The 26,634-nt window shown below is 60.0% G+C and carries 22 protein-coding genes; all 22 read left to right on the top strand.

What is annotated here, in order from left to right; genetic code table 11:
• The first annotated feature begins 225 nt into the window (after nucleotides 1-225).
• The 22 genes from AB4P91_RS15960 (at nucleotide 226) to nuoN (ending at nucleotide 26,380) form a co-directional block, all read left to right on the top strand.
• Entirely contained in the window at nucleotides 226-2,451 is a 2,226-nt protein-coding gene (locus tag AB4P91_RS15960) for an NADP-dependent isocitrate dehydrogenase (protein ID WP_395603165.1), read from the top strand.
• Between the two features lie 202 nt (nucleotides 2,452-2,653).
• Nucleotides 2,654-3,100 (top strand): NUDIX hydrolase, encoded by a 447-nt coding sequence (locus AB4P91_RS15955; RefSeq protein WP_150592306.1) that lies wholly within the window; start codon nucleotides 2,654-2,656, stop codon nucleotides 3,098-3,100.
• A gap of 59 nt (nucleotides 3,101-3,159) precedes the next feature.
• Nucleotides 3,160-4,284 (top strand): tRNA 2-thiouridine(34) synthase MnmA, encoded by a 1,125-nt coding sequence (mnmA, locus tag AB4P91_RS15950; protein WP_150592307.1) that lies wholly within the window; start codon nucleotides 3,160-3,162, stop codon nucleotides 4,282-4,284.
• Nucleotides 4,281-4,904, top strand: a complete 624-nt coding sequence (gene hflD / locus AB4P91_RS15945) for a high frequency lysogenization protein HflD (RefSeq protein WP_042559860.1) — start codon at nucleotides 4,281-4,283, stop codon at nucleotides 4,902-4,904. The genes mnmA and hflD overlap by 4 nt, the downstream gene beginning before the upstream one ends.
• Nucleotides 4,905-5,030: 126 nt before the next feature.
• A complete protein-coding gene (gene purB, locus AB4P91_RS15940; RefSeq protein ID WP_042559861.1) occupies nucleotides 5,031-6,401 on the top strand; it encodes an adenylosuccinate lyase in 1,371 nt (456 codons plus the stop codon).
• A gap of 86 nt (nucleotides 6,402-6,487) precedes the next feature.
• Complete coding sequence (locus AB4P91_RS15935) at nucleotides 6,488-7,657, top strand: cupin domain-containing protein (protein WP_150592308.1); 1,170 nt, start codon at nucleotides 6,488-6,490, stop codon at nucleotides 7,655-7,657.
• Nucleotides 7,650-8,075 (top strand): GNAT family N-acetyltransferase, encoded by a 426-nt coding sequence (locus AB4P91_RS15930; protein WP_395603164.1) that lies wholly within the window; start codon nucleotides 7,650-7,652, stop codon nucleotides 8,073-8,075. Before AB4P91_RS15935 ends, AB4P91_RS15930 begins: the two co-directional genes overlap by 8 nt.
• Before the next feature lie 170 nt (nucleotides 8,076-8,245).
• The gene (locus AB4P91_RS15925) at nucleotides 8,246-8,998 is read left to right on the top strand and encodes a secretin N-terminal domain-containing protein (RefSeq protein WP_150688759.1); all 753 of its coding nucleotides are present in this window, start codon (nucleotides 8,246-8,248) and stop codon (nucleotides 8,996-8,998) included.
• Nucleotides 8,999-9,472: 474 nt separating this feature from the next.
• Nucleotides 9,473-10,798 (top strand): isocitrate lyase, encoded by a 1,326-nt coding sequence (gene aceA / locus AB4P91_RS15920; protein ID WP_025858968.1) that lies wholly within the window; start codon nucleotides 9,473-9,475, stop codon nucleotides 10,796-10,798.
• 644 nt (nucleotides 10,799-11,442) lie between these two features.
• On the top strand, nucleotides 11,443-11,856 hold the full coding sequence (locus AB4P91_RS15915; protein ID WP_003223812.1) for an NADH-quinone oxidoreductase subunit A: 414 nt from the start codon (nucleotides 11,443-11,445) through the stop codon (nucleotides 11,854-11,856).
• 10 nt (nucleotides 11,857-11,866) lie between these two features.
• The gene (locus AB4P91_RS15910; RefSeq protein ID WP_042559865.1) at nucleotides 11,867-12,541 is read left to right on the top strand and encodes an NADH-quinone oxidoreductase subunit B family protein; all 675 of its coding nucleotides are present in this window, start codon (nucleotides 11,867-11,869) and stop codon (nucleotides 12,539-12,541) included.
• Nucleotides 12,542-12,614: 73 nt separating this feature from the next.
• Nucleotides 12,615-14,399, top strand: coding sequence for an NADH-quinone oxidoreductase subunit C/D (gene nuoC, locus AB4P91_RS15905; protein ID WP_047302093.1), 1,785 nt, complete (start codon nucleotides 12,615-12,617; stop codon nucleotides 14,397-14,399).
• A 2-nt stretch (nucleotides 14,400-14,401) separates the two neighbouring features.
• Nucleotides 14,402-14,899: an NADH-quinone oxidoreductase subunit NuoE gene (gene nuoE / locus AB4P91_RS15900; RefSeq protein WP_042559867.1), complete on the top strand. Its 498-nt coding sequence runs from the start codon at nucleotides 14,402-14,404 to the stop codon at nucleotides 14,897-14,899.
• Complete coding sequence (gene nuoF / locus AB4P91_RS15895) at nucleotides 14,896-16,251, top strand: NADH-quinone oxidoreductase subunit NuoF (RefSeq protein ID WP_150592311.1); 1,356 nt, start codon at nucleotides 14,896-14,898, stop codon at nucleotides 16,249-16,251. The genes nuoE and nuoF overlap by 4 nt, the downstream gene beginning before the upstream one ends.
• A 135-nt stretch (nucleotides 16,252-16,386) precedes the next feature.
• A complete protein-coding gene (nuoG, locus tag AB4P91_RS15890) occupies nucleotides 16,387-19,101 on the top strand; it encodes an NADH-quinone oxidoreductase subunit NuoG (RefSeq protein WP_395603163.1) in 2,715 nt (904 codons plus the stop codon).
• Nucleotides 19,098-20,105, top strand: coding sequence for an NADH-quinone oxidoreductase subunit NuoH (nuoH, locus tag AB4P91_RS15885; RefSeq protein WP_042559870.1), 1,008 nt, complete (start codon nucleotides 19,098-19,100; stop codon nucleotides 20,103-20,105). Before nuoG ends, nuoH begins: the two co-directional genes overlap by 4 nt.
• Nucleotides 20,106-20,116: 11 nt before the next feature.
• Complete coding sequence (gene nuoI, locus AB4P91_RS15880) at nucleotides 20,117-20,665, top strand: NADH-quinone oxidoreductase subunit NuoI (RefSeq protein WP_016987418.1); 549 nt, start codon at nucleotides 20,117-20,119, stop codon at nucleotides 20,663-20,665.
• Nucleotides 20,666-20,674: 9 nt separating this feature from the next.
• Nucleotides 20,675-21,175, top strand: coding sequence for an NADH-quinone oxidoreductase subunit J (gene nuoJ, locus AB4P91_RS15875; RefSeq protein WP_042559872.1), 501 nt, complete (start codon nucleotides 20,675-20,677; stop codon nucleotides 21,173-21,175).
• A 3-nt stretch (nucleotides 21,176-21,178) separates the two neighbouring features.
• On the top strand, nucleotides 21,179-21,487 hold the full coding sequence (nuoK, locus tag AB4P91_RS15870; RefSeq protein ID WP_003223790.1) for an NADH-quinone oxidoreductase subunit NuoK: 309 nt from the start codon (nucleotides 21,179-21,181) through the stop codon (nucleotides 21,485-21,487).
• Complete coding sequence (nuoL, locus tag AB4P91_RS15865; RefSeq protein WP_395603162.1) at nucleotides 21,484-23,337, top strand: NADH-quinone oxidoreductase subunit L; 1,854 nt, start codon at nucleotides 21,484-21,486, stop codon at nucleotides 23,335-23,337. Before nuoK ends, nuoL begins: the two co-directional genes overlap by 4 nt.
• 39 nt (nucleotides 23,338-23,376) lie before the next feature.
• A complete protein-coding gene (nuoM, locus tag AB4P91_RS15860; protein ID WP_150592314.1) occupies nucleotides 23,377-24,909 on the top strand; it encodes an NADH-quinone oxidoreductase subunit M in 1,533 nt (510 codons plus the stop codon).
• A 7-nt stretch (nucleotides 24,910-24,916) separates the two neighbouring features.
• Nucleotides 24,917-26,380, top strand: coding sequence for an NADH-quinone oxidoreductase subunit NuoN (gene nuoN, locus AB4P91_RS15855; protein ID WP_150597250.1), 1,464 nt, complete (start codon nucleotides 24,917-24,919; stop codon nucleotides 26,378-26,380).
• Nucleotides 26,381-26,634: the final 254 nt, after the last annotated feature.

Genomic DNA, 26,634 nt, shown 5'->3' with positions numbered 1-26,634 from the left:
GCTGACCAAAGGGTCACGACGGCTGGCCTCTCTAGAACGAGACTTTCCGCCTGATTGGTCGGGTTGTTACCGCGGCCCGACTGCATGACGCTCTATTGATGCACCCAACATCACCGCGAAGAATCTCGACATTCGGTTCATGGATGACTTTGAACGAACGCGCTTACCCGGCGCCCCTCGAGTTTCTGCGCACGCTTTAGCAAAGAAGAGAGAGTTAATCCGAATATGCCCACCCGCTCGAAGATCATCTATACCTTCACCGACGAAGCCCCAGCCCTCGCCACCTATTCCCTGCTGCCGATCATTGAGGCCTACACCGCCTCGGCCGATATCGCCGTGGAAACCCGCGATATCTCTCTTGCAGCGCGCATTCTGGCCAGCTTCCCCGAGCAACTGGGTGTCAAAGCCGTAGCCGACCACCTCGCCGAACTGGGCGACCTGGCCGTTACGCCTGAAGCCAACATCATCAAGCTGCCGAACATCAGTGCTTCGGTTCCACAGCTGCAAGCCGCGATCAAAGAGCTGCAAGCTCAGGGTTACAACCTGCCGGACTACCCGGAAACCGTGACCAGCGACGCCGACAAAGACGCCAAGGCGCGTTACGACAAGATCAAGGGCAGCGCCGTGAACCCGGTTCTGCGCGAAGGCAACTCCGATCGTCGTGCACCGCTGTCGGTCAAGAACTATGCGCGCAAGCACCCGCACAAAATGGGCGCCTGGGCCAAAGACTCCAAATCCCACGTCGCTCACATGAGCACCGGCGATTTCTACGGCAGCGAAAAAGCTGCCCTGATCGACGCCGCTGACGCTGTGAAAATCGAGCTGATCGCCAAGGACGGTACCGCTACCGTCCTGAAAGAAAAGACTACCGTTCAGGCTGGCGAGATTCTCGACTGCGCGGTGATGAGCAAAAACGCCCTGCGTGCGTTCATCGCTGCTGAAATCGAAAGCGCCAAGGCTCAAGGCGTGCTGCTGTCGGTTCACTTGAAAGCGACCATGATGAAGGTCTCCGACCCGATCATGTTTGGCCAGATCGTTGCCGAGTTCTATAAAGACGCGCTGACCAAGCACGCTGACGTGCTGGCCCAGATCGGCTTCAACCTGAACAACGGCATCGGCGATCTGTACGCTCGCATCAAAGCCCTGCCGGCCGAGCAACAAGCGCAGATCGAAGCCGACATGGCGGCGGTCTACGCTGCTCGTCCGTCGCTGGCGATGGTCAACTCCGACAAAGGCATCACCAACCTGCACGTGCCGAGCGACGTTATCGTCGACGCCTCGATGCCAGCGATGATCCGTGACTCCGGCAAGATGTGGGGCACTGACGGCCAGTTGCACGACACCAAGGCTGTGATCCCGGATCGCTGCTACGCGACCATCTACCAGGCCGTGATCGAAGATTGCAAAGCCAATGGCGCTTTCGATCCGACCACCATGGGCAGCGTGCCAAACGTTGGCCTGATGGCTAAAAAAGCCGAAGAATACGGCTCCCACGACAAGACCTTCCAGATCAAGGCCGACGGCGTGGTTCGCGTGACCGACAGCAAAGGCACTCTGCTGATGGAACAGGCTGTTGAAGCCGGCGACATCTTCCGCATGTGCCAGACCAAAGACGCGCCGATCCAGGACTGGGTCAAACTGGCCGTCAACCGTGCTCGCGCCAGCAGCACTCCCGCTATCTTCTGGCTGGACCCGATGCGCGCTCACGATGGCGTAGTGATCGAGAAAGTTCAGGCCTACCTGAAGGATCACGACACCGCAGGTCTGGACATCCAGATCATGGCGCCGGTCGACGCAATGAAGTACACCCTGCAGCGCACCCGCGAAGGCAAGGACACCATTTCGGTGACCGGCAACGTACTGCGCGACTACCTGACCGACCTGTTCCCGATCATGGAACTGGGCACCAGCGCCAAGATGCTGTCGATCGTGCCGCTGATGAACGGCGGTGGCCTGTTCGAAACCGGCGCCGGCGGTTCGGCTCCGAAGCACGTGCAGCAACTGGTTGAAGAAAACTTCCTGCGTTGGGATTCGCTGGGTGAGTTCCTTGCCCTGGCAGCCTCGCTTGAGCATTTGGGTGTGAACTACAACAACTCGAAAGCGCTGGTGCTGTCCAAGACCCTGGATCAGGCCACTGGCCAGTTCCTCGACAACAACAAGTCGCCATCGCGCAAAGTCGGCAACATCGACAACCGCGGCAGCCACTTCTATCTGGCGATGTACTGGGCTCAGGCTCTGGCTGCCCAGACCGAAGACGCTGCACTGCAAGCGCAGTTCGCGACGCTGGCCAAGACTCTGACCGAGAACGAAGCAACCATCGTTGCCGAGCTCAACGCCGTTCAGGGCAAGCCAGTCGACATCGGCGGTTACTACCACGCCAATGCCGAGCTGATCAGCAAAGCCATGCGCCCAAGCGCAACCCTCAACGCGGCGATTGCTGCGCTGGTTTAAGGTTGTAGCGCTGTAAACAAACCCCGGCCTGGTGCCGGGGTTTGTGTTTCCGGGTTTTATGATTACCACAAAACCCTGCGGGAGCTGGCTTGCCAGCGATGACGGCTTATCATCCAACATGAAGGGTGACTGACCCACCGCTATCGCTGGCAAGCCAGCTCCCACAGGAATTGGGTTTCAACCAATAGATTGAGGAAAATTTATGGAATGGCTTCCCCACATCACCGTCGCCACCATCGTCGAGGACAACGGCCGCTTTCTGATGGTTGAAGAGCACAAGGCCGGCCGTGACGTGCTCAACCAGCCCGCCGGTCATCTCGACCCGGACGAAACCCTGATCGATGCCGCCATTCGTGAAACCCTCGAAGAAACCGGCTGGGACGTCGAACCCACCGGCGTGGTCGGCATTTATCTGTACACCGCACCCAGCAACGGCGTGACCTACCAACGCATCTGCTTCGTCGCCAAAGCGCTGAAACATCACCCGGATTATCAGCTCGACGACGGCATTGTCGGCGCCAAGTGGCTGACCCGCGACGAATTAATCGAACAGCGCGAGCACTGGCGCAGCGAGCTGATCATCCGTTGCATCGATGATTATCTGGCCGGCCATCACTTCGGCCTCGAATTGATCCGCCCTTCTCTTTAGCCTTGAGGCCGCGAGCCTGATAGAATCGCGTCCTTTTTAAAGACACTCATTGAATCCCTATGCGTGATCCAGCCCCTTCTGACACATCCAAGAAGCGCGTCATTGTCGGCATGTCCGGCGGCGTGGACTCTTCCGTTTCCGCTCTCCTGCTGATCGAGCAGGGTTATGCGGTGGAAGGCCTGTTCATGAAGAACTGGGAAGAAGACGACGGAACGGAATACTGCACCGCCATGGACGACCTGGCGGATGCCCAGGCTGTCTGTGACAAGATCGGCATCAAGCTGCACACCGCCAACTTCGCTGCCGAGTACTGGGACAACGTGTTCGAGCACTTCCTGGCCGAATACAAGGCCGGGCGCACGCCGAACCCGGACATCCTGTGCAACCGCGAGATCAAGTTCAAGGCGTTCCTCGACTACGCCATGATGCTCGGTGCCGACCTGATCGCCACCGGCCACTACGTGCGCCGCCGCGACATCGATGGCCGCACCGAGCTGCTCAAAGGCCTCGATGCCAACAAGGATCAAAGCTACTTCCTGCACGCCGTCGGCGGCGAACAGATCGCCAAGACCCTGTTCCCGGTCGGCGAACTGGAAAAACCTGAAGTCCGCGCAATAGCCGAGAAGTACGAACTGGCGACCGCCAAGAAGAAAGATTCCACCGGGATCTGCTTCATCGGCGAACGACGCTTCAGCGACTTCCTCAAGCAGTACCTGCCAGCACAGCCGGGCGAGATCAAGACCACCGAAGGCGAAGTCATCGGCCGTCACCACGGTTTGATGTATCACACCATCGGTCAGCGTCAGGGCCTGGGCATTGGCGGTCTGAAAGATGCCGGCGATGAGCCGTGGTACGTGCTGCGCAAAGATCTGGACAACAACGAACTGATCGTCGGCCAGGGCAACAACCATCCGTGGCTGTTCTCCAGCGCCCTGCTCGCCTCGGAGATCTACTGGGTCAACCCGGTCGACCTGAGCCAGCCACGTCGCCTGACTGCCAAAGTGCGTTATCGCCAGAGCGATCAGGCCTGCACGCTGGAGCAGACTGCAACCGGCTACCGCGCCGTGTTCGATGAGCCGCAACGCGCGGTAACACCAGGCCAATCCGTGGTGTTCTATGACGGGGAAATCTGCCTCGGCGGCGGCGTGATCGAAGTCGCCGAGCCATGGAGCGGTCAGGCATGAGCCCGACTCAGGAGCAACTGACGGCGCTGGGCGGTGTGTTTCTCGCCGCCGTGCTGGTCGACCGGATCGCCAAAAGCGGCCAGACCAGCGAAGCCGGCCTGACCTGCATGCTCGGCAGTCTGTTGGTACGCGACCCGAAAGACACGCTGGACGTGTACGGCGGCGACGACCTCAATCTGCGCGAAGGCTATCGCGCACTGATCGGCGCCCTTGAACGCGATCCGAGCACGTTGCAGCGCGAGCCGTTGCGCTATGCCCTGTCGATGCTCGGTCTTGAGCGCCAACTGGCCAAGCGCGACGACATGCTCGATGCGATCGGCAAGCGTCTGCCGCAGATCCAGTCGCAGGTCGAGCATTTCGGCCCGGCGCACGAAAACGTCATTGCCGCCTGCGGCGCGCTGTATCAGGACACCCTGAGCACCCTGCGCCAACGCATTCAGGTGCACGGCGACATGCGCAACCTGCAACAACCGAGCAACGCCTCGAAGATTCGTGCCCTGCTGCTCGCCGGGATTCGCTCGGCGCGCCTGTGGCGTCAGCTCGGCGGCCATCGCTGGCAGTTGGTGATCAGCCGGCGCAAGCTGCTCAAAGAGCTGTATCCGCTGATGCGCAGCGAGTAAATCGCCTGCAACAAACGCTTTGAAGTCTGTAACGCGTAATACGCCGGTCAGTTGGCAACGGACCGGCGGATATTTTCATGTATGATACGCGCCCCATTTCGTTGCCCGACTGTCCGAGAACACCCCATGCAGCTTTCTTCGCTCACTGCGGTTTCCCCTGTTGACGGCCGCTACGCCGGCAAAACCCAGGCCCTGCGCCCGATTTTCAGCGAGTACGGTCTGATCCGTGCCCGTGTTCTGGTTGAAGTGCGCTGGCTCCAGCGCCTGGCCGCCCACGCCGGTATCCCTGAAGTGCCAGCCTTCTCCGCCGAGGCCAACGCCGTTCTCAATGAACTGGCTGAAAACTTCTCGCTGGAGCACGCCGAGCGCGTCAAAGAGATCGAGCGCACCACCAACCACGACGTCAAGGCGATCGAATACCTGCTCAAAGAGCAAGCCGCCAAACTGCCCGAGTTGGCCGCCGTCAGCGAATTCATCCACTTTGCCTGCACCAGCGAGGACATCAACAACCTGTCCCACGCCCTGATGCTGCGCGAAGGCCGTGACGATGTAATGCTGCCGCTGATGCGTCAGACCTGCGACGCCATCCGCGAGCTGGCCATCCGTTTCGCCGACGTGCCGATGCTGTCGCGCACCCACGGCCAACCCGCCTCCCCGACCACTCTGGGTAAAGAGCTGGCGAACGTGGTTTACCGCCTCGAGCGTCAAATCGCTCAAGTCGCTGCCGTTCCGCTGCTGGGCAAGATCAACGGCGCTGTCGGCAACTACAACGCTCACCTGTCGGCTTACCCGCAGATCGACTGGGAAGCCAACGCCCGCGCCTTCATCGAAGACGAGCTGGGCCTGGGTTTCAATCCGTACACCACGCAGATCGAGCCGCACGACTACATCGCCGAGCTGTTCGACGCCATTGCGCGCTTCAACACTATTCTGATCGACTTCGACCGTGACATCTGGGGCTACATCTCCCTGGGTTACTTCAAGCAGCGCACCATCGCTGGCGAAATCGGTTCGTCGACCATGCCGCACAAGGTCAACCCGATCGACTTCGAAAACTCCGAAGGCAACCTGGGCATCGCCAACGCGCTGTTCCAGCATCTGGCGAGCAAACTGCCGATCTCCCGCTGGCAGCGCGACCTGACCGACTCCACCGTACTGCGTAATCTCGGTGTCGGCTTCGCCCACAGCGTGATCGCGTACGAAGCCAGCCTCAAAGGCATCAGCAAGCTTGAGCTGAACGCGCAGAAGATCGCCGCTGATCTGGACGCTTGCTGGGAAGTTCTGGCTGAGCCAATCCAGACCGTGATGCGTCGCTACAACATCGAAAACCCGTACGAGAAGCTGAAAGAACTGACCCGCGGCAAGGGCATCAGCCCTGAAGCGTTGCAGACTTTCATCGACGGCCTGGACATGCCAGCCGAAGCGAAAGCCGAGCTGAAGCTGCTGACCCCGGCCAACTACATCGGTAACGCTGTAGCGCAAGCCAAACGCATCTGATTGACCGCTTGACCCGTTTGAGACGCCCGGCCGCGCCGGGCGTTTTTATTCCCGTCTGAAAAGTGCTTTTTTTCAATAGGTTACATATGACTTCCGATATTCCTCTTCAACTTCTGGGCGGTCTTACGGCGCGCGAATTCCTGCGCGACTACTGGCAGAAAAAACCACTGCTGATCCGCCAGGCGATTCCTGACTTCGAAAGCCCGATCGACGCCGACGAACTGGCTGGCCTGGCCCTGGAAGAGGAAGTTGAATCGCGCCTGGTGATCGAGCACGGCGAGCGCCCATGGGAGCTGCGCCGCGGCCCGTTCGCTGAAGACGAGTTCAGCAAATTGCCGGAAAAAGAGTGGACCCTGCTCGTTCAGGCAGTCGACCAGTTCGTGCCGGAAGTCAGCGAGCTGCTGGAAAGCTTCCGCTTTCTGCCGAGCTGGCGCGTCGACGACGTGATGATCAGTTACGCCGCGCCAGGTGGCAGCGTTGGTCCGCACTTCGACAACTACGACGTGTTCCTGCTGCAAGGTCACGGCAAGCGCAACTGGAAAATCGGCCAGATGTGCGATTCCGAGAGCCCGCTGCTGCAACACGCAGACCTGCGCATCCTCGCTGAATTCGAACAGACTGAAGAGTGGGTTCTGGAACCGGGCGACATGCTTTACCTGCCGCCGCGCCTGGCTCACTGCGGCGTCGCCGTGGATAACTGCATGACCTACTCGGTCGGTTTCCGCGCACCAAGCGCATCCGAAGTGCTGACCCACTTCACCGATTTCCTCAGCCAGTTCCTGACTGACGAAGAGCGCTACACCGATGCCGACGCTCAGCCAGCGGTCGATCCGCATCAGATTCAACACGACGCACTGGATCGCCTGAAGAGCCTGCTCGCCGAGCACATGAGCGACGAGCGCCTGCTGCTGACCTGGTTCGGCCAGTACATGACCGAGCCGCGCTACCCGGAACTGGTCGTCGGCCCGGAAGAAGTCGAAGAAGAAGACTTCCTCAGCGCCCTGCAGGATGGTGCTGTGTTGATCCGCAACCCAAGCGCACGTCTGGCGTGGTCGGAAGTCGATGACGATCTGCTGCTGTTCGCCAGCGGCCAGAGCCGTTACCTGCCGGGCAAACTGCGCGAGCTGCTGAAACTGATCTGCGCCGCCGATGCCTTGCATGTCGACAACCTCGGCGAGTGGCTGAACGACGAAGACGGTCGTGGCCTGTTGTGCGAGCTGGTCAAGCAAGGGAGCCTGGGGTTCGCCGATGAATAAGATTCGCGTACGTGTCGCAGATTGGCAAAAGGACATCGCCGAGATCCGCCGCATTCGTGAGACGGTATTTATCGCTGAGCAATCGGTGCCACCTGAGCTGGAGTGGGACGCGGATGACGCAAGCGCGGTGCATTTTCTGGCCTTTGAAGGCGACTTTCCGATCGGCACAGCGCGCCTGCTGCCCGACGGGCACATCGGCCGGGTGTCGGTGCTCAAAGACTGGCGGGGCATGAAGGTCGGTGATGCGCTGATGCAAGCGGTCATCGCTGAAGCTGAAGCGCGCGGCCTGAAGCAGCAGATGCTCAGCGCTCAGGTGCAGGCTACGGCGTTTTATGAGCGCCTGGGTTTCAGCCTGGTCAGTGAAGAGTTCCTGGAAGCAGGGATTCCGCACGTTGATATGGTTCGCCATTCGGGCTGAAACCGAGGCACGGCCTTCGCGAGCAGGCTCGCAAAGAGACCCTGAAGCCCACCGTAAAACGCCCCGACATCCAACGATGCCGGGGCGTTTTGCTGTCTACGATTCAACTTGCCCCACCCCGGGCCGACAAACTGGCAATATCAAGCCTTTCGAACGCGGAGATAACGGACATGTCCCTACGCACCCTGCTCACCACCCTGCTGCTCGGCTGCAGTTTTTCGGTGATGGCAGCCACAGAAGTCGTCCCCCTCAAGTTCCGCACCAGCGCCGACATGCTGCCGATGGCGCAAGACTTCATCGGCAAGGACGGCCAGGTCAGCGCCTATGGCAACCAGTTGATCGTCAAAGCCGAGCCGGACAAGATCGAGGAACTCAAAGCGCTGATCACTCAGCTCGACACGGCACCCAAACGCCTGCTGATCACCGTCGACACCAATGAAAACAACGGCCGTGGCGATGAAGGTTATTCGGTCAATGGTGCGCAGACCCGCATCATCAGCCGCAGCACCGCCAGCCGTGACGGCGGCGTCCAGCAAGTTCAGGCTACCGACGGCATGCCGGCGCTGATCCAGGTCGGCCAGAGCGTGCCGATCACCAGCAGCCAGAGCAACTCCTACGGCGATTACAGCAGCCAGACCGAGTACCGCAACGTCACACAGGGTTTCTATGTCACCGCCAGCGTCACCGGCGACATCGTTCACCTGGCTATCACGACCAATCGTGACCGTATGAGCCAGGAACGCCCCGATGTAGTGAACGTGCAAAGTACCGACACAACCGTCAGCGGACGTCTCGGCGAGTGGATCACTCTGGCCGGCGTGAATCGCCAGACTCAGGCCGACAAACAGGGCCTGGCCCGCAGCTACTCGACTCAAGGCCGGGATGACATGACCTTGAAGGTGAAAGTCGACGCCTTGGACTAAACCACCGGAAACTGACTGATTAGTCGTATTAGACGAAAGATGTAGTGCTTGAAAAAAAGCACTACAAAACGTTTGACGAGGCAAAAAAGCGAAGGCATGATGGCCTCGCTCCCGCTAATCAGAGGCCCTGGCAAGGGTCTTCGAAGCGATGTTCGCCTCTACCCCGCGAACCGCTTCGTGTCTGTACCGCCCACAAGGCGTGTTTGACGAGGTTGCCGACTGGAACGAAGTTGTCCCGAGGGACGGAAGCGTAATTAGGTAACCCGGCTTCACGCTGTAGTTCGTACAAAGGCCCACGACGCCCGAATGCGCCCGCAGTCCGCCCTTACCTGCTCACTTCCCCTCGAGCCCATCGTTCATCCCGTCGCCTACCCCGCCGAATCCGACTTGACCGCCTAAGCTTCTGGTCAGCGAGCGCAGGAATTTTCCACCGCAGAACAACTTTTCATAAAAGACGCGACGAGGTTTATCTCCATGGCACTGACACGCGAACAGCAAATTGCAGCCCTCGAAAAAGACTGGGCTGAAAACCCGCGCTGGAAAGGCGTGACCCGCGCTTACTCCGCTGCTGACGTCGTCCGCCTGCGTGGCTCGGTTCAACCTGAGCACACTTTTGCAAAACTCGGCGCCGAGAAGCTGTGGAACCTGGTCACCCAGGGTGCCAAGCCGTCCTTCCGTCCAGACAAAGATTTCGTCAACTGCATGGGCGCCCTGACCGGCGGCCAGGCTGTTCAGCAGGTCAAGGCCGGTATCCAGGCCATCTACCTGTCTGGCTGGCAAGTCGCTGCGGACAACAACTCCGCAGAATCGATGTACCCGGACCAGTCGCTGTACCCGGTGGACTCGGTTCCAACCGTGGTCAAGCGCATCAACAACTCGTTCCGTCGTGCTGACCAGATCCAGTGGAAAGCCGGCAAAGGCCCGGGCGACGAAGGTTACATCGACTACTTCGCACCGATCGTGGCTGACGCCGAAGCCGGTTTCGGCGGCGTGCTGAACGCTTACGAGCTGATGAAGAGCATGATCGAAGCAGGCGCCGCCGGCGTTCACTTCGAAGACCAACTGGCCTCCGTGAAAAAATGCGGCCACATGGGCGGCAAAGTACTGGTTCCTACCCAGGAAGCCGTACAGAAGCTGACCGCTGCACGTCTGGCTGCTGACGTTGCCGGTACACCGACCATCATTCTGGCGCGTACCGATGCAAACGCTGCTGACCTGCTGACGTCCGACTGCGACCCGTACGACCAGCCGTTCGTGACTGGCGAGCGTACTCAGGAAGGTTTCTACAAAGTTCGTGCCGGTCTGGACCAGGCAATCGCCCGTGGCCTGGCTTACGCACCGTACGCCGACCTGATCTGGTGCGAAACTGCCAAGCCGGATCTGGACGAAGCCCGTCGCTTTGCTGAAGCGATCAAAAAGGAATACCCGGACCAACTGCTGTCGTACAACTGCTCGCCTTCCTTCAACTGGAAGAAAAACCTGGACGACGCGACCATCGCCAAGTTCCAGCGCGAACTGTCCGCCATGGGCTACAAGCACCAGTTCATCACCCTGGCCGGCATTCACAACATGTGGCACAGCATGTTCAACCTGGCGCACGACTACGCCCGCAACGACATGACGGCCTACGTGAAGCTGCAAGAGCAGGAATTCGCTGACGCCGCCAAGGGTTACACCTTCGTGGCTCACCAGCAGGAAGTGGGCACCGGCTACTTCGACGACATGACCACCGTGATTCAGGGTGGCACGTCTTCGGTCACCGCACTGACCGGTTCGACTGAAGAAGAACAGTTCCACTGATCGACTTCGCCTGAGTAAACGGCCGTTGCGCAACGATTAAAAGCTAACCGCAGCGCTGCACATCTGACGCCCCGACTGGTTCGGGGCGTTTTTTTTCGCCTGCGATTCCTCAAGCGCCACAAACCTCTTGTGGGAGCGAGCCTGCTCGCGAAAGCGTCATGTCAGCTTGCCAACGCAGCGATTGACCCACCGCCTTCGCGAGCAGGCACGCTCCCACAGGTGTCGTCTTCAGCCTGCAAGACAAAACATTGATCCAGATCGGCATCCACGCCAGGCAAATCAGCTAAAACGGACGCCGCCGCTACTTGCAGTAATGGGTATATAAGACAACTTCCCACCGACTGCGCCGCTAAATAGTTACAAAACCATCCCAAACGATATTAATTATCATTCAGACGCAACTATGTTCGTTACATCCATGACAAAACATTATTCATTGAAACCCGGCTAATGCCCGCAACGCATGGGCCTCAGGGCATTCCAGGTGCGCTATGTCCTTATTCCAATAAATAATTTCGCTATAGGAATTTTACTTGCTGGGTGTTTAGCCATAAAATCAGCGCGATTGATTGCTGCGACATATCGTCACTGCCTATTTCTTTATCAAGCTCAGAGACCTTTGCTCTCTGTTAAGGATTACCAGCATGCCCGAAGCGACAGGACTCATGGCCCACAACTGGGGCTTTGCCATTTTCCTTCTGGGTGTCGTCGGCCTGTGTGCCTTCATGCTTGGTGTCTCCAGCCTCCTCGGGTCAAAAGCCTGGGGCCGCAGCAAAAACGAACCGTTCGAATCGGGCATGCTACCTACCGGTGGCGCCCGCTTGCGGCTCTCAGCCAAATTCTATCTGGTCGCGATGCTCTTCGTGATCTTCGATATCGAAGCCCTCTTTCTCTTTGCATGGTCTGTGTCCGTCCGCGAAAGCGGCTGGACCGGATTCGTCGAAGCTCTCGTTTTCATAGCAATTCTGTTGGCAGGTCTTGTCTACCTGTTCCGAGTGGGCGCCCTTGACTGGGCTCCGGAAGCTCGTCGCAAGCGGCAGGCGAAGCTGAAACAATGAGGCTTTGGCAATGCAATACAATCTCACCAGGATCGACCCCGATGCCCCTAACGATCAGTACCCGATCGGCGAACGGGAAACCGTTTCCGATCCGTTAGAGGATCAAGTTCACAAAAACATTTTCATGGGCAAGCTCGAAGACGTGCTGAGTGGCGCGGTCAACTGGGGACGTAAAAACTCCCTGTGGCCGTACAACTTCGGTCTGTCGTGCTGCTACGTGGAAATGACCACCGCCTTCACGGCGCCCCACGACATCGCGCGCTTTGGCGCCGAAGTTATCCGGGCATCGCCGCGTCAGGCCGACTTCATGGTTATCGCCGGTACCTGCTTCATCAAGATGGCGCCGATCATTCAGCGTCTCTATGAGCAAATGCTCGAACCGAAATGGGTTATCTCCATGGGTTCGTGCGCCAACTCCGGCGGCATGTACGACATCTACTCTGTGGTTCAAGGAGTGGACAAGTTCCTGCCGGTGGACGTCTACGTACCTGGCTGCCCGCCCCGTCCAGAAGCATTTCTGCAAGGCTTGATGCTGTTGCAGGAATCGATTGGCAAGGAGCGTCGCCCGCTTTCCTGGGTCGTTGGTGATCAAGGCGTTTATCGCGCCGACATGCCTTCGCAGAAGGAACAGCGCCGCGAACAGCGAATCGCAGTGACCAACCTGCGCAGCCCTGACGAAGTCTGATCCAGATCTGTTCTTACCAAGAAACAAGAAGCTGGCTTCATTCTTTACGTTGACCGAAAGCGAAAAAATAACCATGACTACAGGCAGCGCTCTGTACATCCCGCCTTATAAGGCAGACGACCAGGATGTGGTCGTTGAATTGAACAACCGTTTTGGCCCGGAGGCGTTCACCGCCCAGCCAACCCGCACCGGCATGCCGGTGCTGTGGGTGGCGCGTGCCAGACTCGTCGAAGTCCTGACTTTCCTGCGCAACCTGCCCAAGCCGTACGTCATGCTCTATGACCTGCACGGCGTGGACGAGCGTCTGCGCACCAAGCGTCAAGGGCTGCCATCGGACGCCGAGTTCACCGTGTTCTATCACCTCATGTCGCTTGAGCGTAATAGTGACGTGATGATCAAGGTCGCCTTGTCCGAGAGCGACCTGAGCTTGCCGACCGTCACCAGCATCTGGCCGAACGCCAACTGGTACGAGCGTGAAGTCTGGGACATGTACGGCATCGACTTCAAAGGCCACCCGCACCTGTCGCGCATCATGATGCCGCCGACCTGGGAAGGTCACCCGCTGCGCAAGGACTTCCCGGCGCGCGCCACCGAATTCGATCCGTACAGCCTCAACCTCGCCAAGCAACAGCTTGAGGAAGAAGCCGCGCGCTTCCGTCCTGAAGACTGGGGCATGAAGCGTTCCGGTGTGAACGAGGACTACATGTTCCTCAACCTGGGCCCGAACCACCCTTCGGCTCACGGTGCCTTCCGTATCATCCTGCAACTGGACGGTGAAGAAATCGTCGACTGCGTTCCGGACATCGGTTACCACCACCGTGGCGCCGAGAAGATGGCCGAGCGTCAGTCCTGGCACAGCTTCATCCCGTACACCGACCGTATCGACTACCTCGGCGGCGTGATGAACAACCTGCCGTACGTGCTCTCGGTCGAGAAGCTGGCCGGCATCAAGGTGCCCGAGAAGGTCGACGTCATCCGCATCATGATGGCCGAGTTCTTCCGGATCACCAGCCACCTGCTGTTCCTGGGTACGTACATCCAGGACGTTGGCGCGATGACGCCGGTGTTCTTCACCTTCACCGACCGCCAGAAGGCGTACACGGTGATCGAAGCCATTACCGGTTTCCGCCTGCACCCGGCCTGGTACCGCATCGGTGGCGTTGCCCACGACCTGCCGCGCGGCTGGGAAAAACTGGTGAAGGACTTCGTTGAATGGCTGCCAAAACGCCTCGACGAATACACCAAGGCTGCCCTGCAGAACAGCATCCTCAAGGGTCGTACCATCGGCGTTGCCGCCTACAACACCAAAGAGGCCCTGGAATGGGGCGTCACCGGTGCCGGCCTGCGTTCGACCGGTTGCGATTTCGACCTGCGTAAAGCGCGTCCGTACTCGGGCTACGAGAACTTCGAGTTCGAAGTGCCGCTGGCCGCCAACGGCGATGCCTACGACCGCTGCATGGTGCGCGTTGAAGAAATGCGCCAGAGCATCAAGATCATCGACCAGTGCATGCGCAACATGCCGGAAGGCCCGTACAAGGCGGATCACCCGCTGACCACGCCGCCGCCCAAAGAGCGCACGCTGCAGCACATCGAAACCTTGATCACGCACTTCCTGCAAGTTTCGTGGGGCCCGGTCATGCCGGCCAACGAATCCTTCCAGATGATCGAAGCGACCAAGGGCATCAACAGTTATTACCTGACGAGCGACGGCGGCACCATGAGCTACCGTACCCGGATCCGCACTCCAAGCTTCCCGCACCTGCAACAGATCCCTTCGGTGATCAAAGGCAGCATGGTCGCGGACTTGATTGCGTACCTGGGTAGTATCGACTTCGTTATGGCCGACGTGGACCGCTAAGCATGAACAGCACGCTTATCCAGACAGACCGTTTCACCTTGAGTGAAACCGAGCGCTCGGCCATCGAGCACGAGCTGCATCACTACGAAGATCCGCGCGCGGCGTCGATCGAAGCCCTGAAGATCGTTCAGAAAGAACGTGGCTGGGTGCCGGATGGCGCCCTGTACGCCATCGGCGAGATGCTCGGCATCCCGGCCAGCGACGTTGAAGGTGTGGCGACGTTCTATAGCCAGATCTTCCGTCAGCCCGTCGGCCGTCACATCATTCGCGTCTGCGACAGCATGGTCTGCTACATCGGCGGCCACGAATCAGTGGTCAGCGAAATCCAGAACAATCTGGGCATCGGCCTGGGTCAGACCACCACCGACGGTCGTTTCACCCTGCTGCCTGTCTGCTGCCTCGGCAATTGCGACAAGGCACCGGCGCTGATGATCGACGACGACACCTTTGGTGATGTGCAGCCTGCTGGCGTCGCCAAACTGCTCGAGGGCTACGTATGACCCTGACATCTTTCGGTCCTGCCAACCGCATTCAGCGGTCGGCCGAGACTCACCCCCTGACCTGGCGTCTGCGTGACGACGGCGAGGCCGTGTGGCTCGACGAGTACCAGGCCAAGAACGGTTACGCCGCAGCGCGCAAAGCCTTCGCCGACATGAGCCAGGACGACATCGTTCAGACCGTGAAAGACGCAGGCCTGAAAGGTCGCGGCGGTGCAGGCTTCCCCACGGGTGTGAAGTGGGGCCTGATGCCCAAGGACGAATCCATCAACATCCGCTACCTGCTGTGCAACGCGGATGAAATGGAGCCGAACACCTGGAAAGACCGCATGCTGATGGAGCAACTGCCCCATCTGCTGATCGAAGGCATGCTGATCAGCGCGCGCGCGCTGAAAACCTACCGTGGCTATATCTTCCTGCGCGGCGAATACACCACCGCCGCCAAGCACCTCAACCGTGCCGTGGAAGAAGCCAAGGCGGCAGGCCTGCTGGGCAAGAACATTCTGGGCTCAGGCTTCGATTTCGAGCTGTTCGTCCACACTGGCGCCGGGCGTTACATCTGCGGTGAAGAAACCGCACTGATCAACTCCCTCGAAGGCCGCCGCGCCAACCCGCGCTCCAAGCCGCCCTTCCCTGCCGCCGTCGGCGTGTGGGGCAAGCCGACTTGCGTGAACAACGTGGAAACCCTGTGCAACGTGCCGGCGATCATTGCCGACGGCGTTGACTGGTACAAATCGTTGGCCCGCGAAGGCTCTGAAGACATGGGCACCAAGCTCATGGGCTTCTCCGGCAAGGTCAAGAATCCGGGTCTGTGGGAATTGCCATTCGGCGTTACCGGTCGCGAGTTGTTCGAAGACTACGCCGGCGGCATGCGCGACGGTTTCAAACTCAAGGCCTGGCAGCCAGGCGGCGCCGGTACCGGTTTCCTCCTGCCAGAACACCTCGACGCACAAATGTACGCCGGCGGCATTGCCAAAGTAGGCACCCGTATGGGTACCGGTCTGGCCATGGCGGTGGACGACAGCGTCAACATGGTCTCGCTGCTGCGCAACATGGAGCAGTTCTTCGCCCGCGAATCCTGCGGTTTCTGCACCCCGTGCCGCGATGGTTTGCCATGGAGCGTCAAGCTCTTGATGGCCATCGAAGAAGGCCGCGGTCAGCCAGGTGATATCGAGACCCTGCTGGGTCTGGTCGGTTTCCTCGGCCCGGGCAAGACCTTCTGTGCTCACGCACCGGGTGCCGTGGAGCCGTTGGGCAGTGCCATCAAATACTTCCGTCCAGAGTTCGAAGCCGGTATCGCGCCCGCAAGCGCCGCCGTCCCGCCTCTGGCAAGGCCGATCGTAATCGGCGCGTAAACGCTTAAAAGGCGAAGGGTCCGTGCCCTTCGCCTTTCGTCCGATGACGCCTTACGGGGCTGACTGGATTCGGACGGATAACAAGATTCCATTAGCCACGCCCGCTGACACCGGGCCAACGAAGACCTTTGAACCATGGCCACTATCCACGTAGACGGCAAAGCGCTCGAAGTCGACGGGGCAGACAACCTGTTACAGGCATGTCTGTCGCTGGGCCTCGACATTCCATATTTCTGCTGGCACCCCGCGCTAGGTAGCGTCGGGGCTTGCCGCCAGTGCGCGGTCAAGCAGTACACCGACGAGAACGACACCCGTGGTCGCATCGTCATGTCCTGCATGACGCCCGCCACCGACAACACCTGGATCTCTATCGACGATGATGAGTCCAAGGCATTCCGCGCCAGTGTTGTCGAATGGCTGATGACCAACCACCCGCACGACTGCCCAGTCTGTGAGGAAGGCGGTCACTGCCACCTGCAAGACATGACAGTGATGACCGGCCACAACGAGCGCCGTTATCGCTTCACCAAACGTACTCACCAGAATCAGCAACTGGGCCCGTTCATTTCCCACGAAATGAACCGCTGCATCGCTTGCTACCGCTGCGTGCGTTTCTATAAAGACTACGCTGGCGGCACCGACCTCGGTGTGTTCGGCGCCCACGACAACGTGTACTTCGGTCGCGTCGAAGATGGCACCCTCGAAAGCGAGTTCTCCGGCAACCTCACCGAGGTCTGCCCGACCGGTGTGTTCACCGACAAGACTCACTCCGAGCGCTACAACCGCAAGTGGGACATGCAGTTCTCGCCGAGCATCTGCCATGGCTGCTCGAGCGGTTGCAACATCTCCCCGGGCGAGCGTTACGGCGAACTGCGTCGCATCGAAAACCGTTTCAACGGTTCGGTGAACCAATACTTCCTGTGCGACCGTGGCCGTTTCGGTTATGGCTACGTCAACCGCACCGACCGTCCACGTCAGCCGCTGCTGGCCGACGGCACCAAGCTGAGCCTCGACGCTGCGCTGGATAAAGCCGCCGATCTGCTGCGCGGTCGCAACATCGTCGGTATCGGTTCGCCGCGTGCCAGCCTCGAAAGCAACTACGCGTTGCGTGAACTGGTAGGCGCCGAGCACTTCTACTCGGGTATCGAAGCGTCCGAACTGGAACGCATCCGTCTGGTTCTGCAAGTGCTCAATGACAGCCCGCTGCCAGTACCGAACATGCGCGACATCGAAGACCACGACGCCATCTTCGTGCTCGGTGAAGACCTGACCCAGACCGCCGCCCGTATGGCGTTGTCGCTGCGTCAGTCGGTCAAGGGCAAAGCCGAAGAAATGGCCGACGCCATGCGCGTTCAGCCATGGCTCGATGCCGCGGTGAAGAACATCGGTCAGCACGCGCTGAACCCGCTGTTCATTGCCAGCCTGGCTGAAACCAAGCTCGACGACATCGCCGAAGAATGCGTTCACGCAGCTCCGGACGATCTGGCGCGCATCGGTTTTGCTGTGGCTCACGCGCTGGACGCCAGCGCACCGGCTGTTGAAGGCCTGGACGCTGAAGCACTGGAACTGGCCAAGCGCATCGCTGATGCCTTGCTCGCCGCCAAGCGTCCACTGATCATCGCCGGTACTTCGCTGGGTTCCAAAGCGCTGATCGAGGCTGCGGCCAACATCGCGAAGGCCCTGAAGCTGCGCGAGAAGAACGGTTCCATCAGCCTGATCGTGCCGGAAGCCAACAGCCTCGGCTTGGCGATGCTCGGTGGCGAATCGGTTGATGCTGCGCTGCAAGCAGTGATCGATGGCAAGGCCGACGCTATCGTCGTGCTGGAAAACGATCTCTACACCCGCACCGCCAAAGACAAGGTCGATGCAGCGCTGAACGCCGCGAAAGTGGTGATCGTCGCTGACCATCAGAAGACCGCTACCAGCGATCGCGCGCATCTGGTTCTGCCAGCCGCCAGCTTCGCTGAAGGCGACGGTACGCTGGTCAGTCAGGAAGGTCGCGCCCAGCGCTTCTTCCAGGTTTTCGATCCGCAATACCTGGACGCGAGCATTCTGGTGCACGAAGGCTGGCGCTGGCTGCACGCCCTGCGCGCCACCCTGCTGAATCAGCCGATCGACTGGACGCAACTCGACCACGTCACCGCTGCCGTTGCTTCGAGCACCGCGCAACTGGCGCGTATCGTCGACGCGGCGCCGTCCGCGGCGTTCCGCATCAAGGGTCTGAAACTGGCGCGTGAGCCGCTGCGTTATTCCGGTCGCACCGCGATGCGCGCCGACATCAGCGTTCACGAACCACGCACCCCGCAAGACAAAGACACCGCGTTCGCCTTCTCCATGGAAGGTTACTCGGGCTCCAGCGAACCGCGTCAGCAAGTGCCATTTGCCTGGTCGCCGGGCTGGAACTCGCCGCAAGCCTGGAACAAGTTCCAGGACGAAGTCGGTGGTCACTTGCGCGCTGGCGATCCGGGCACCCGCCTGATCGAAAGCACGGGCGATTCACTGAACTGGTTCGCTGCCGCGCCGCGTGCGTTCAACCCGATGCCGGGTACCTGGCAAGCCGTGCCGTTCTTCCACCTGTTCGGCAGCGAAGAAAACTCTTCGAAAGCCGCTCCGGTTCAGGAACGCATTCCGACGGCTTACGTTGCATTGGCCAAGTCCGAAGCGGATCGCCTGGGCGTCAACGAAGGTGCGCTGCTGAGCCTGAACGTGGCCGGTCAGACCCTGCGTCTGCCGCTGCGCATCAATGAAGAACTGGGCGCCGGTCTGGTGGCACTGCCTGCGGGCATCGCCGGCATTCCACCGGCATTCGCCGGCGTATCCGTCGACGGTCTGCAGGAGGCAGCGCAATGACCTGGTTCACCCCTGAAGTGATCGATGTGATCCTGACGGTCGTCAAAGCCATCGTGATTCTGCTGGCCGTAGTGGTCGCGGGCGCGTTGCTCAGCTTTGTCGAACGTCGCCTGCTGGGCTGGTGGCAGGACCGTTACGGTCCGAACCGCGTTGGTCCGTTTGGTATGTTCCAGATCGCCGCCGACATGCTGAAGATGTTCTTCAAGGAAGACTGGACGCCACCGTTTGCCGACAAGGTGATCTTCACCCTGGCACCGGTTGTGGCCATGTCGGCCTTGCTGATTGCGTTCGCGATCATCCCGATCACCCCGACCTGGGGTGTCGCGGACCTGAACATCGGCCTGCTGTTCTTCTTCGCCATGGCCGGTCTGTCGGTCTACGCGGTGTTGTTCGCCGGCTGGTCGAGTAACAACAAGTTCGCCCTGCTGGGTGCCTTGCGTGCCTCGGCGCAGACCGTGTCCTACGAAGTATTCATGGGCCTGGCCCTGATGGGCATCGTGGTGCAGGTCGGCTCGTTCAACATGCGCGACATCGTCGAGTACCAGGCGCAGAACCTGTGGTTCATCATTCCGCAGTTCTTCGGCTTCTGTACCTTCTTCATCGCTGGCGTCGCCGTGACTCACCGTCACCCGTTCGACCAGCCGGAAGCGGAGCAGGAACTGGCTGACGGTTACCACATTGAATACGCCGGCATGAAATGGGGCATGTTCTTCGTTGGCGAATACATCGGCATCATCTTGATCTCGGCGCTGCTGGTCACCCTGTTCTTCGGTGGCTGGCACGGTCCGTTCGGCATCCTGCCGCAACTGTCGTTCCTGTGGTTCGCCCTGAAGACCGCGTTCTTCATCATGCTGTTCATCCTGCTGCGCGCCTCTATTCCGCGTCCGCGTTATGACCAGGTGATGGACTTCAGCTGGAAGTTCTGCCTGCCACTGACCCTGATCAATTTGCTGGTGACCGCTGCGGTTGTGTTGTTGAACACGCCCGCGGTTGCGGTTCAGTGAGGATTTGACCCATGTTCAAATATATTGGCGACATCGTTAAGGGTACCGGTACCCAGTTGCGCAGCCTGGTCATGGTCTTCGGCCATGGCTTTCGCAAGCGCGACACCCTGCAATATCCGGAAGAAGCGGTCTACCTGCCACCACGCTACCGTGGTCGTATCGTCCTGACCCGTGACCCCGATGGCGAAGAGCGCTGCGTAGCCTGCAACCTGTGCGCCGTGGCGTGCCCGGTGGGTTGCATCTCGTTGCAGAAAGCTGAAACCGAAGACGGTCGCTGGTACCCGGACTTCTTCCGTATCAACTTCTCGCGCTGCATTTTCTGCGGCCTCTGCGAGGAAGCCTGTCCGACCACCGCAATCCAGTTGACTCCGGATTTCGAGATGGCCGAGTTCAAACGTCAGGACCTGGTGTACGAGAAAGAAGATCTGCTGATCTCCGGCCCCGGCAAAAACCCTGATTACAACTTCTATCGTGTTGCAGGTATGGCAATCGCTGGCAAGCCGAAAGGCGCTGCGCAGAACGAAGCCGAACCGATCAACGTGAAGAGCTTGCTGCCTTAAGGAAGAACGATGGAATTCGCTTTCTATTTCGCATCGGGTATCGCGGTTGTGGCCACGCTTCGTGTGGTCACCAACACCAACCCTGTGCACGCCCTGCTCTACCTGATCATCTCGTTGATCGCCGTGGCCATGACCTTCTTCGCCCTCGGCGCACCGTTCGCCGGTGTGCTGGAAGTGATCGCCTACGCGGGCGCCATCATGGTGCTGTTCGTGTTCGTGGTGATGATGCTCAACCTCGGCCCCGCCGCGGTTCAGCAGGAACGCGTCTGGCTCAAGCCCGGTATCTGGGCCGGGCCGGTGATTCTCGCCGGCCTGCTGCTGGCCGAATTGCTGTATGTGCTGTTCGCTCACCAGAGCGGCCAGGCCATCGGCCACACCACCGTCGATGCAAAAGCCGTGGGCATCAGCCTGTTCGGCCCGTATCTGCTGGTGGTCGAACTCGCCTCGATGCTGCTGCTTGCCGCAGCCGTCACGGCGTTCCATTTGGGCCGCAACGAGGCGACGGAGTAACTTATGCCTGCTATCCCTCTTGAGCATGGTCTGGCGGTTGCCGGCATCCTGTTCTGCCTCGGCCTCGTCGGCCTGATGGTTCGTCGCAACATTTTGTTCGTGTTGATGAGTCTGGAAGTGATGATGAACGCCTCTGCACTGGCCTTCATCGTTGCTGGCGCCCGCTGGGGCCAGCCGGATGGACAGATCATGTTCATCCTGGTGATCAGCCTTGCAGCTGCCGAGGCCAGTATTGGCCTGGCGATCCTGCTGCAACTGTATCGCCGCTTCCACACGCTCGATATCGACGCTGCCAGTGAGATGCGCGGATGAACCTAATCTTTCTGACTTTCGTATTCCCCCTGATCGGGTTCCTGCTGCTGTCGTTCTCTCGTGGACGCTGGTCGGAAAACCTCTCGGCGCTGATCGGCGTGGGCTCCATTGGCCTGTCGGCGATTGTCACCGCCTACGTTATCTGGCAATTCAACGTCGCGCCTCCCGAGGGCGGTCACTACACCCTGGTGCTGTGGCAGTGGATGGCAGTGGAAGGCTTCAAGCCTGACTTCGCCCTCTACATCGACGGCCTGTCGATCACCATGCTCGGTGTGGTGGTGGGCGTGGGTTTCCTGATCCACCTGTTCGCCTCCTGGTACATGCGCGGTGAAGCGGGTTACTCGCGCTTCTTCTCGTACACCAACCTGTTTATCGCCAGCATGCTGTTCCTGGTCCTGGGCGATAACCTGTTGTTCCTGTACTTCGGCTGGGAAGGCGTGGGCCTGTGCTCGTACCTGTTGATCGGTTTCTACTACAGCAACCGCAACAACGGTAACGCCGCACTCAAGGCCTTCATCGTGACCCGGATCGGCGACGTGTTCATGGCCATCGGTCTGTTCATCCTGTTCCAGCAAGTGGGCACGCTGAACATCCAGGAACTGCTGGTGCTGGCACCGCAGAAATTCCAGGTCGGCGACTTCTGGATCACCCTGGCGACTCTGATGCTGCTGGGCGGTGCGGTCGGTAAATCGGCGCAACTGCCTCTGCAAACCTGGCTCGCGGACGCGATGGCCGGTCCTACCCCGGTTTCGGCACTGATCCACGCCGCGACCATGGTAACCGCAGGTGTTTACCTGATCGCCCGTACCCACGGCTTGTTCACCCTGGCGCCGGACATCCTGCACCTGGTCGGCATCGTGGGTGGTGTGACGCTGGTACTCGCCGGTTTCGCCGCTCTGGTTCAAACCGACATCAAACGTATCCTCGCCTACTCGACCATGAGCCAGATCGGCTACATGTTCCTGGCGCTGGGCGTGGGTGCCTGGGATGGCGCGATCTTCCACCTGATGACCCACGCCTTCTTCAAGGCGCTGCTGTTCCTTGCCTCCGGTGCGGTGATCGTTGCCTGCCACCACGAGCAGAACATCTTCAAGATGGGCGGCCTGTGGAAGAAACTGCCACTGGCCTACGCCAGCTTCATCGTCGGCGGCGCGGCTCTGTCTGCCCTGCCACTGGTAACCGCAGGCTTCTACTCCAAGGACGAAATCCTCTGGGAAGCGTTCGCCAGCGGCAACCACGGTCTGCTCTACGCAGGTCTGGTCGGCGCGTTCATGACCTCGCTCTACACCTTCCGCCTGATCTTCATCACGTTCCACGGTGAAGCCAAGACTGAAGCGCACGCCGGTCACGGTATCGCTCACTGGCTGCCATTGTCGGTGCTGATCGTGCTGTCGACTTTCATCGGCGCCATGATCGTTCCACCGCTGCACGGCGTACTGCCAGAAAGCGTTGGCCATGCCGGTGGCGAAGCCAAGCACAGTCTGGAAATCGCCTCGGGCGCCATCGCCCTGGCCGGTATCCTGCTGGCGGCCCTGCTGTTCCTCGGCAAGCGTCGCTTCGTGACGGCGATTGCCAACAGCGGCATCGGGCGTTTCCTGTCGGCCTGGTGGTTCGCTGCCTGGGGCTTCGACTGGATCTACGACAAACTGTTCGTCAAGCCGTACCTTGCGATCAGCCACATCCTGCGCAAAGACCCGCTCGACCAGACCATGGGTCTGATCCCGCGTATGGCCAAGGGTGGTCACACAGCCCTGAGCCGCACCGAGACCGGTCAACTGCGTTGGTACGCTGCTTCGATGGCTGCTGGTGCCGTGCTGGTCATCGGCGCCATCGTGCTGGTAGCGGTCTGATATGAACCTTGCGAATTTGCGAAAGGAAACGAGCCCGTCATGATTCTGCCTTGGCTAATCCTGATCCCCTTCATCGGCGGCCTGCTGTGCTGGATGGGTGAGCGCTTCGGCGCTACCCTGCCCCGCTGGATTGCGCTGATCACCATGTCCCTGTTGCTCGCGATCGGCCTCTGGCTGTGGGCAACCGGCAACTATTCATTTGCCCCGGCGCCTGGCGCCGATCCGACCTGGGCGCTTGAGTTCAAGCACATCTGGATCGCGCGTTTCGGCATCAGCGTGCACCTAGCCCTCGACGGCCTGTCGCTGCTGATGATCCTGCTGACCGGTCTGCTGGGCATCCTCTCGGTGCTCTGCTCGTGGAAAGAGATTCAACGTCACGTTGGCTTCTTCCACCTGAACCTGATGTGGATCCTGGGCGGCGTTGTCGGCGTGTTCCTCGCCCTCGACCTGTTCATGTTCTTCTTCTTCTGGGAAATGATGCTGGTGCCGATGTACTTCCTCATCGCGCTCTGGGGTCACAGTTCTTCGGACGGCAAGAAAACCCGGATCTACGCAGCAACCAAGTTCTTCATCTTCACTCAGGCTTCCGGCCTGATCATGCTGGTGGCGATCCTCGGTCTGGTACTGGTCAACTTCAACAACACGGGCGTGATTACCTTCAACTACGCCGACCTGTTGAAAACCAAGATGTCGATGACCACCGAGTACATCCTGATGCTCGGCTTCTTCATCGCCTTCGCGGTCAAGCTGCCGGTTGTACCGTTCCACTCGTGGTTGCCTGATGCGCACGCCCAGGCACCGACCGCAGGTTCCGTCGACCTCGCCGGTATCCTGCTGAAAACCGCTGCCTACGGCCTGCTGCGTTTCGCCCTGCCGCTGTTCCCGAATGCCTCGGCCGAGTTCGCGCCGATCGCCATGACCCTCGGTCTGATCGGGATCTTCTACGGTGCGTTCCTGGCGTTCGCGCAAACCGACATCAAGCGTCTGATCGCCTTCTCTTCCGTTTCCCACATGGGCTTCGTGTTGATCGGCATCTACTCCGGCAGCCAACTGGCCCTGCAAGGTGCAGTGATCCAGATGCTGGCGCACGGTGTCTCGGCAGCCGCACTGTTTATCCTCAGCGGTCAGTTGTACGAGCGTCTGCACACGCGTGACATGCGTGAGATGGGCGGTCTGTGGTCGCGTATTGCTTACCTGCCGGCGATCAGCCTGTTCTTTGCAGCCGCATCCTTGGGTCTGCCGGGTACCGGTAACTTCGTCGGCGAGTTCCTGATCCTGATCGGTTCTTTCGCGAGCTGGCCTTGGATCACTGCGATTGCCACCTCCGGCCTGGTGTTCGGTTCGGTCTACTCGCTGATCATGATCCACCGTGCGTACTTCGGTCCGTCGAAATCGGATTCGATTCTGCACGGTATGGACGCTCGCGAACTGATCATGGTGCTAGGCCTTGCGGTGCTGCTGATTTACCTCGGCGTCTACCCGCAACCGTTCCTCGACACTTCTGCGGCCACGATGCATGGCGTACAGCAGTGGCTCGGCACCGCCTTCACTCAACTCGCTTCGGCCCGGTAAGAGCGCTATGGAATTCACGATTCAACACTTTATTGCGCTTGCGCCACTGTTGATCACCAGCCTCACCATTATCGTGGTGATGCTGGCAATCGCCTGGCGCCGCAACCACTCGCAGACCTTCCTGATTTCGGTGGCGGGTCTGAACCTGGCCTTGCTGTCGATCCTGCCTGCCTTGAAAGTCGCGCCTCTGGCCGTGACCCCATTGCTGCAGATCGATGCGTTCGCCTGCCTGTACATGGCGCTGATCCTGGTCGCCACCCTCGCCTGCGTTACCCTTGCCCACGCCTATCTGGGCGACGGCGGTTCGGGTTACCCGGGCAACCGTGAAGAACTGTACCTGCTGATCCTGATGGCCGCCGCCGGTGGTCTGGTTCTGGTCAGCGCGCAGCACCTGGCCGGGTTGTTCATCGGTCTGGAACTGCTGTCGGTGCCGGTCTACGGTCTGGTCGCTTATGCCTTCTTCAACAAGCGCTCCCTGGAAGCCGGCATCAAGTACATGGTGCTGTCGGCCGCCGGTTCCGCGTTCCTGCTGTTCGGTATGGCGCTGCTGTACGCAGACGCCGGTTCGCTGAGCTTCGCCGGTATCGGTCAGGCACTGGCTGCCACTGGCCTGCCGAGCCCGCTGGCACAACTGGGCCTGGGCATGATGCTGATCGGTCTGGCGTTCAAGTTGTCGCTGGTACCGTTCCACCTGTGGACGCCGGACGTGTACGAAGGTGCTCCGGCACCGGTCGCCGCGTTCCTCGCGACCGCTTCCAAAGTCGCCGTGTTCGCGGTGATGGTGCGCCTGTTCCAGATCTCCCCTGCTGCAAGCAGTGGCGTACTGAGCGACGTGCTGAGCGTGATCGCCGTTGCCTCGATCCTGTTCGGTAACCTGCTGGCCCTGACCCAGAGCAACCTCAAGCGTCTGCTCGGTTACTCGTCCATCGCGCACTTCGGCTACCTGCTGATCGCACTGGTGGCAAGCAAGGGTCTGGCCGTGGAAGCCATCGGCGTCTACCTGGTCACCTACGTGATCACCAGCCTCGGCGCTTTCGGCGTGATCACCCTGATGTCCTCGCCGTACAACGGCCGTGACGCGGATGCCCTGTACGAATACCGCGGCCTGTTCTGGCGCCGCCCGTACCTGACCGCCGTACTGACCGTGATGATGCTGTCCCTGGCCGGTATCCCGCTGACCGCAGGCTTCATCGGCAAGTTCTACATCATCGCCACCGGTGTCGAATCGCATCAATGGTGGCTGGTAGGTTCGCTGGTCCTGGGCAGCGCCATTGGCGTCTTCTACTACCTGCGCGTGATGGTCACCCTGTACCTGATCGAGCCGAACCTGCGTCGCCACGATGCCGAGTTGCACTGGGAACAAAAGGCGGGCGGCGTCATGCTGCTGGCCATCGCCCTGGTTGCGTTCTTCCTCGGCGTTTACCCGCAGCCGTTGCTGACACTGGTTCAGCAGGCGGGTCTGGCGGGCTGATTGCTCCGGTGGATTTAGCTGCAAATGGAAACGGCACCTTCGGGTGCCGTTTTTTTTTGGATAGATGAGCGGCGCCTGTCCCCTCTCCGCCTGATACCTGCCCCTGCTGTGGCTGCAGGAACGCATTTAATCAACGCAAGGAAAACTCATCTCATGCGATCGGAGATGATTGCCAGAACGGCTTCTCTCACAACACTCGCTGAAATGTCCGACACGAGGCGTTAAACCGTCAGTGCGCAGCATGGCTAAACCGA

The sequence above is a fragment of the Pseudomonas sp. B21128 genome, assembly GCF_044218865.1.
Classification (GTDB): domain Bacteria; phylum Pseudomonadota; class Gammaproteobacteria; order Pseudomonadales; family Pseudomonadaceae; genus Aquipseudomonas; species Aquipseudomonas iridis.
This window is presented reverse-complemented; position numbering and strand designations above follow the sequence as displayed.

Coding starts and splice junctions, on each gene's coding strand:
- AB4P91_RS15960 (WP_395603165.1), top strand. CDS start 226: ATGCCCACCCGCTCGAAGATCATCTATACCTTCACCGACGAAGCCCCA.
- nuoH (WP_042559870.1), top strand. CDS start 19,098: ATGACCTGGTTCACCCCTGAAGTGATCGATGTGATCCTGACGGTCGTC.
- nuoN (WP_150597250.1), top strand. CDS start 24,917: ATGGAATTCACGATTCAACACTTTATTGCGCTTGCGCCACTGTTGATC.
- nuoK (WP_003223790.1), top strand. CDS start 21,179: ATGCCTGCTATCCCTCTTGAGCATGGTCTGGCGGTTGCCGGCATCCTG.
- AB4P91_RS15910 (WP_042559865.1), top strand. CDS start 11,867: ATGCAATACAATCTCACCAGGATCGACCCCGATGCCCCTAACGATCAG.
- nuoM (WP_150592314.1), top strand. CDS start 23,377: ATGATTCTGCCTTGGCTAATCCTGATCCCCTTCATCGGCGGCCTGCTG.
- AB4P91_RS15935 (WP_150592308.1), top strand. CDS start 6,488: ATGACTTCCGATATTCCTCTTCAACTTCTGGGCGGTCTTACGGCGCGC.
- AB4P91_RS15915 (WP_003223812.1), top strand. CDS start 11,443: ATGCCCGAAGCGACAGGACTCATGGCCCACAACTGGGGCTTTGCCATT.
- nuoI (WP_016987418.1), top strand. CDS start 20,117: ATGTTCAAATATATTGGCGACATCGTTAAGGGTACCGGTACCCAGTTG.
- aceA (WP_025858968.1), top strand. CDS start 9,473: ATGGCACTGACACGCGAACAGCAAATTGCAGCCCTCGAAAAAGACTGG.
- purB (WP_042559861.1), top strand. CDS start 5,031: ATGCAGCTTTCTTCGCTCACTGCGGTTTCCCCTGTTGACGGCCGCTAC.
- AB4P91_RS15925 (WP_150688759.1), top strand. CDS start 8,246: ATGTCCCTACGCACCCTGCTCACCACCCTGCTGCTCGGCTGCAGTTTT.
- nuoG (WP_395603163.1), top strand. CDS start 16,387: ATGGCCACTATCCACGTAGACGGCAAAGCGCTCGAAGTCGACGGGGCA.
- hflD (WP_042559860.1), top strand. CDS start 4,281: ATGAGCCCGACTCAGGAGCAACTGACGGCGCTGGGCGGTGTGTTTCTC.
- mnmA (WP_150592307.1), top strand. CDS start 3,160: ATGCGTGATCCAGCCCCTTCTGACACATCCAAGAAGCGCGTCATTGTC.
- nuoF (WP_150592311.1), top strand. CDS start 14,896: ATGACCCTGACATCTTTCGGTCCTGCCAACCGCATTCAGCGGTCGGCC.
- AB4P91_RS15955 (WP_150592306.1), top strand. CDS start 2,654: ATGGAATGGCTTCCCCACATCACCGTCGCCACCATCGTCGAGGACAAC.
- nuoJ (WP_042559872.1), top strand. CDS start 20,675: ATGGAATTCGCTTTCTATTTCGCATCGGGTATCGCGGTTGTGGCCACG.
- nuoL (WP_395603162.1), top strand. CDS start 21,484: ATGAACCTAATCTTTCTGACTTTCGTATTCCCCCTGATCGGGTTCCTG.
- nuoE (WP_042559867.1), top strand. CDS start 14,402: ATGAACAGCACGCTTATCCAGACAGACCGTTTCACCTTGAGTGAAACC.
- nuoC (WP_047302093.1), top strand. CDS start 12,615: ATGACTACAGGCAGCGCTCTGTACATCCCGCCTTATAAGGCAGACGAC.
- AB4P91_RS15930 (WP_395603164.1), top strand. CDS start 7,650: ATGAATAAGATTCGCGTACGTGTCGCAGATTGGCAAAAGGACATCGCC.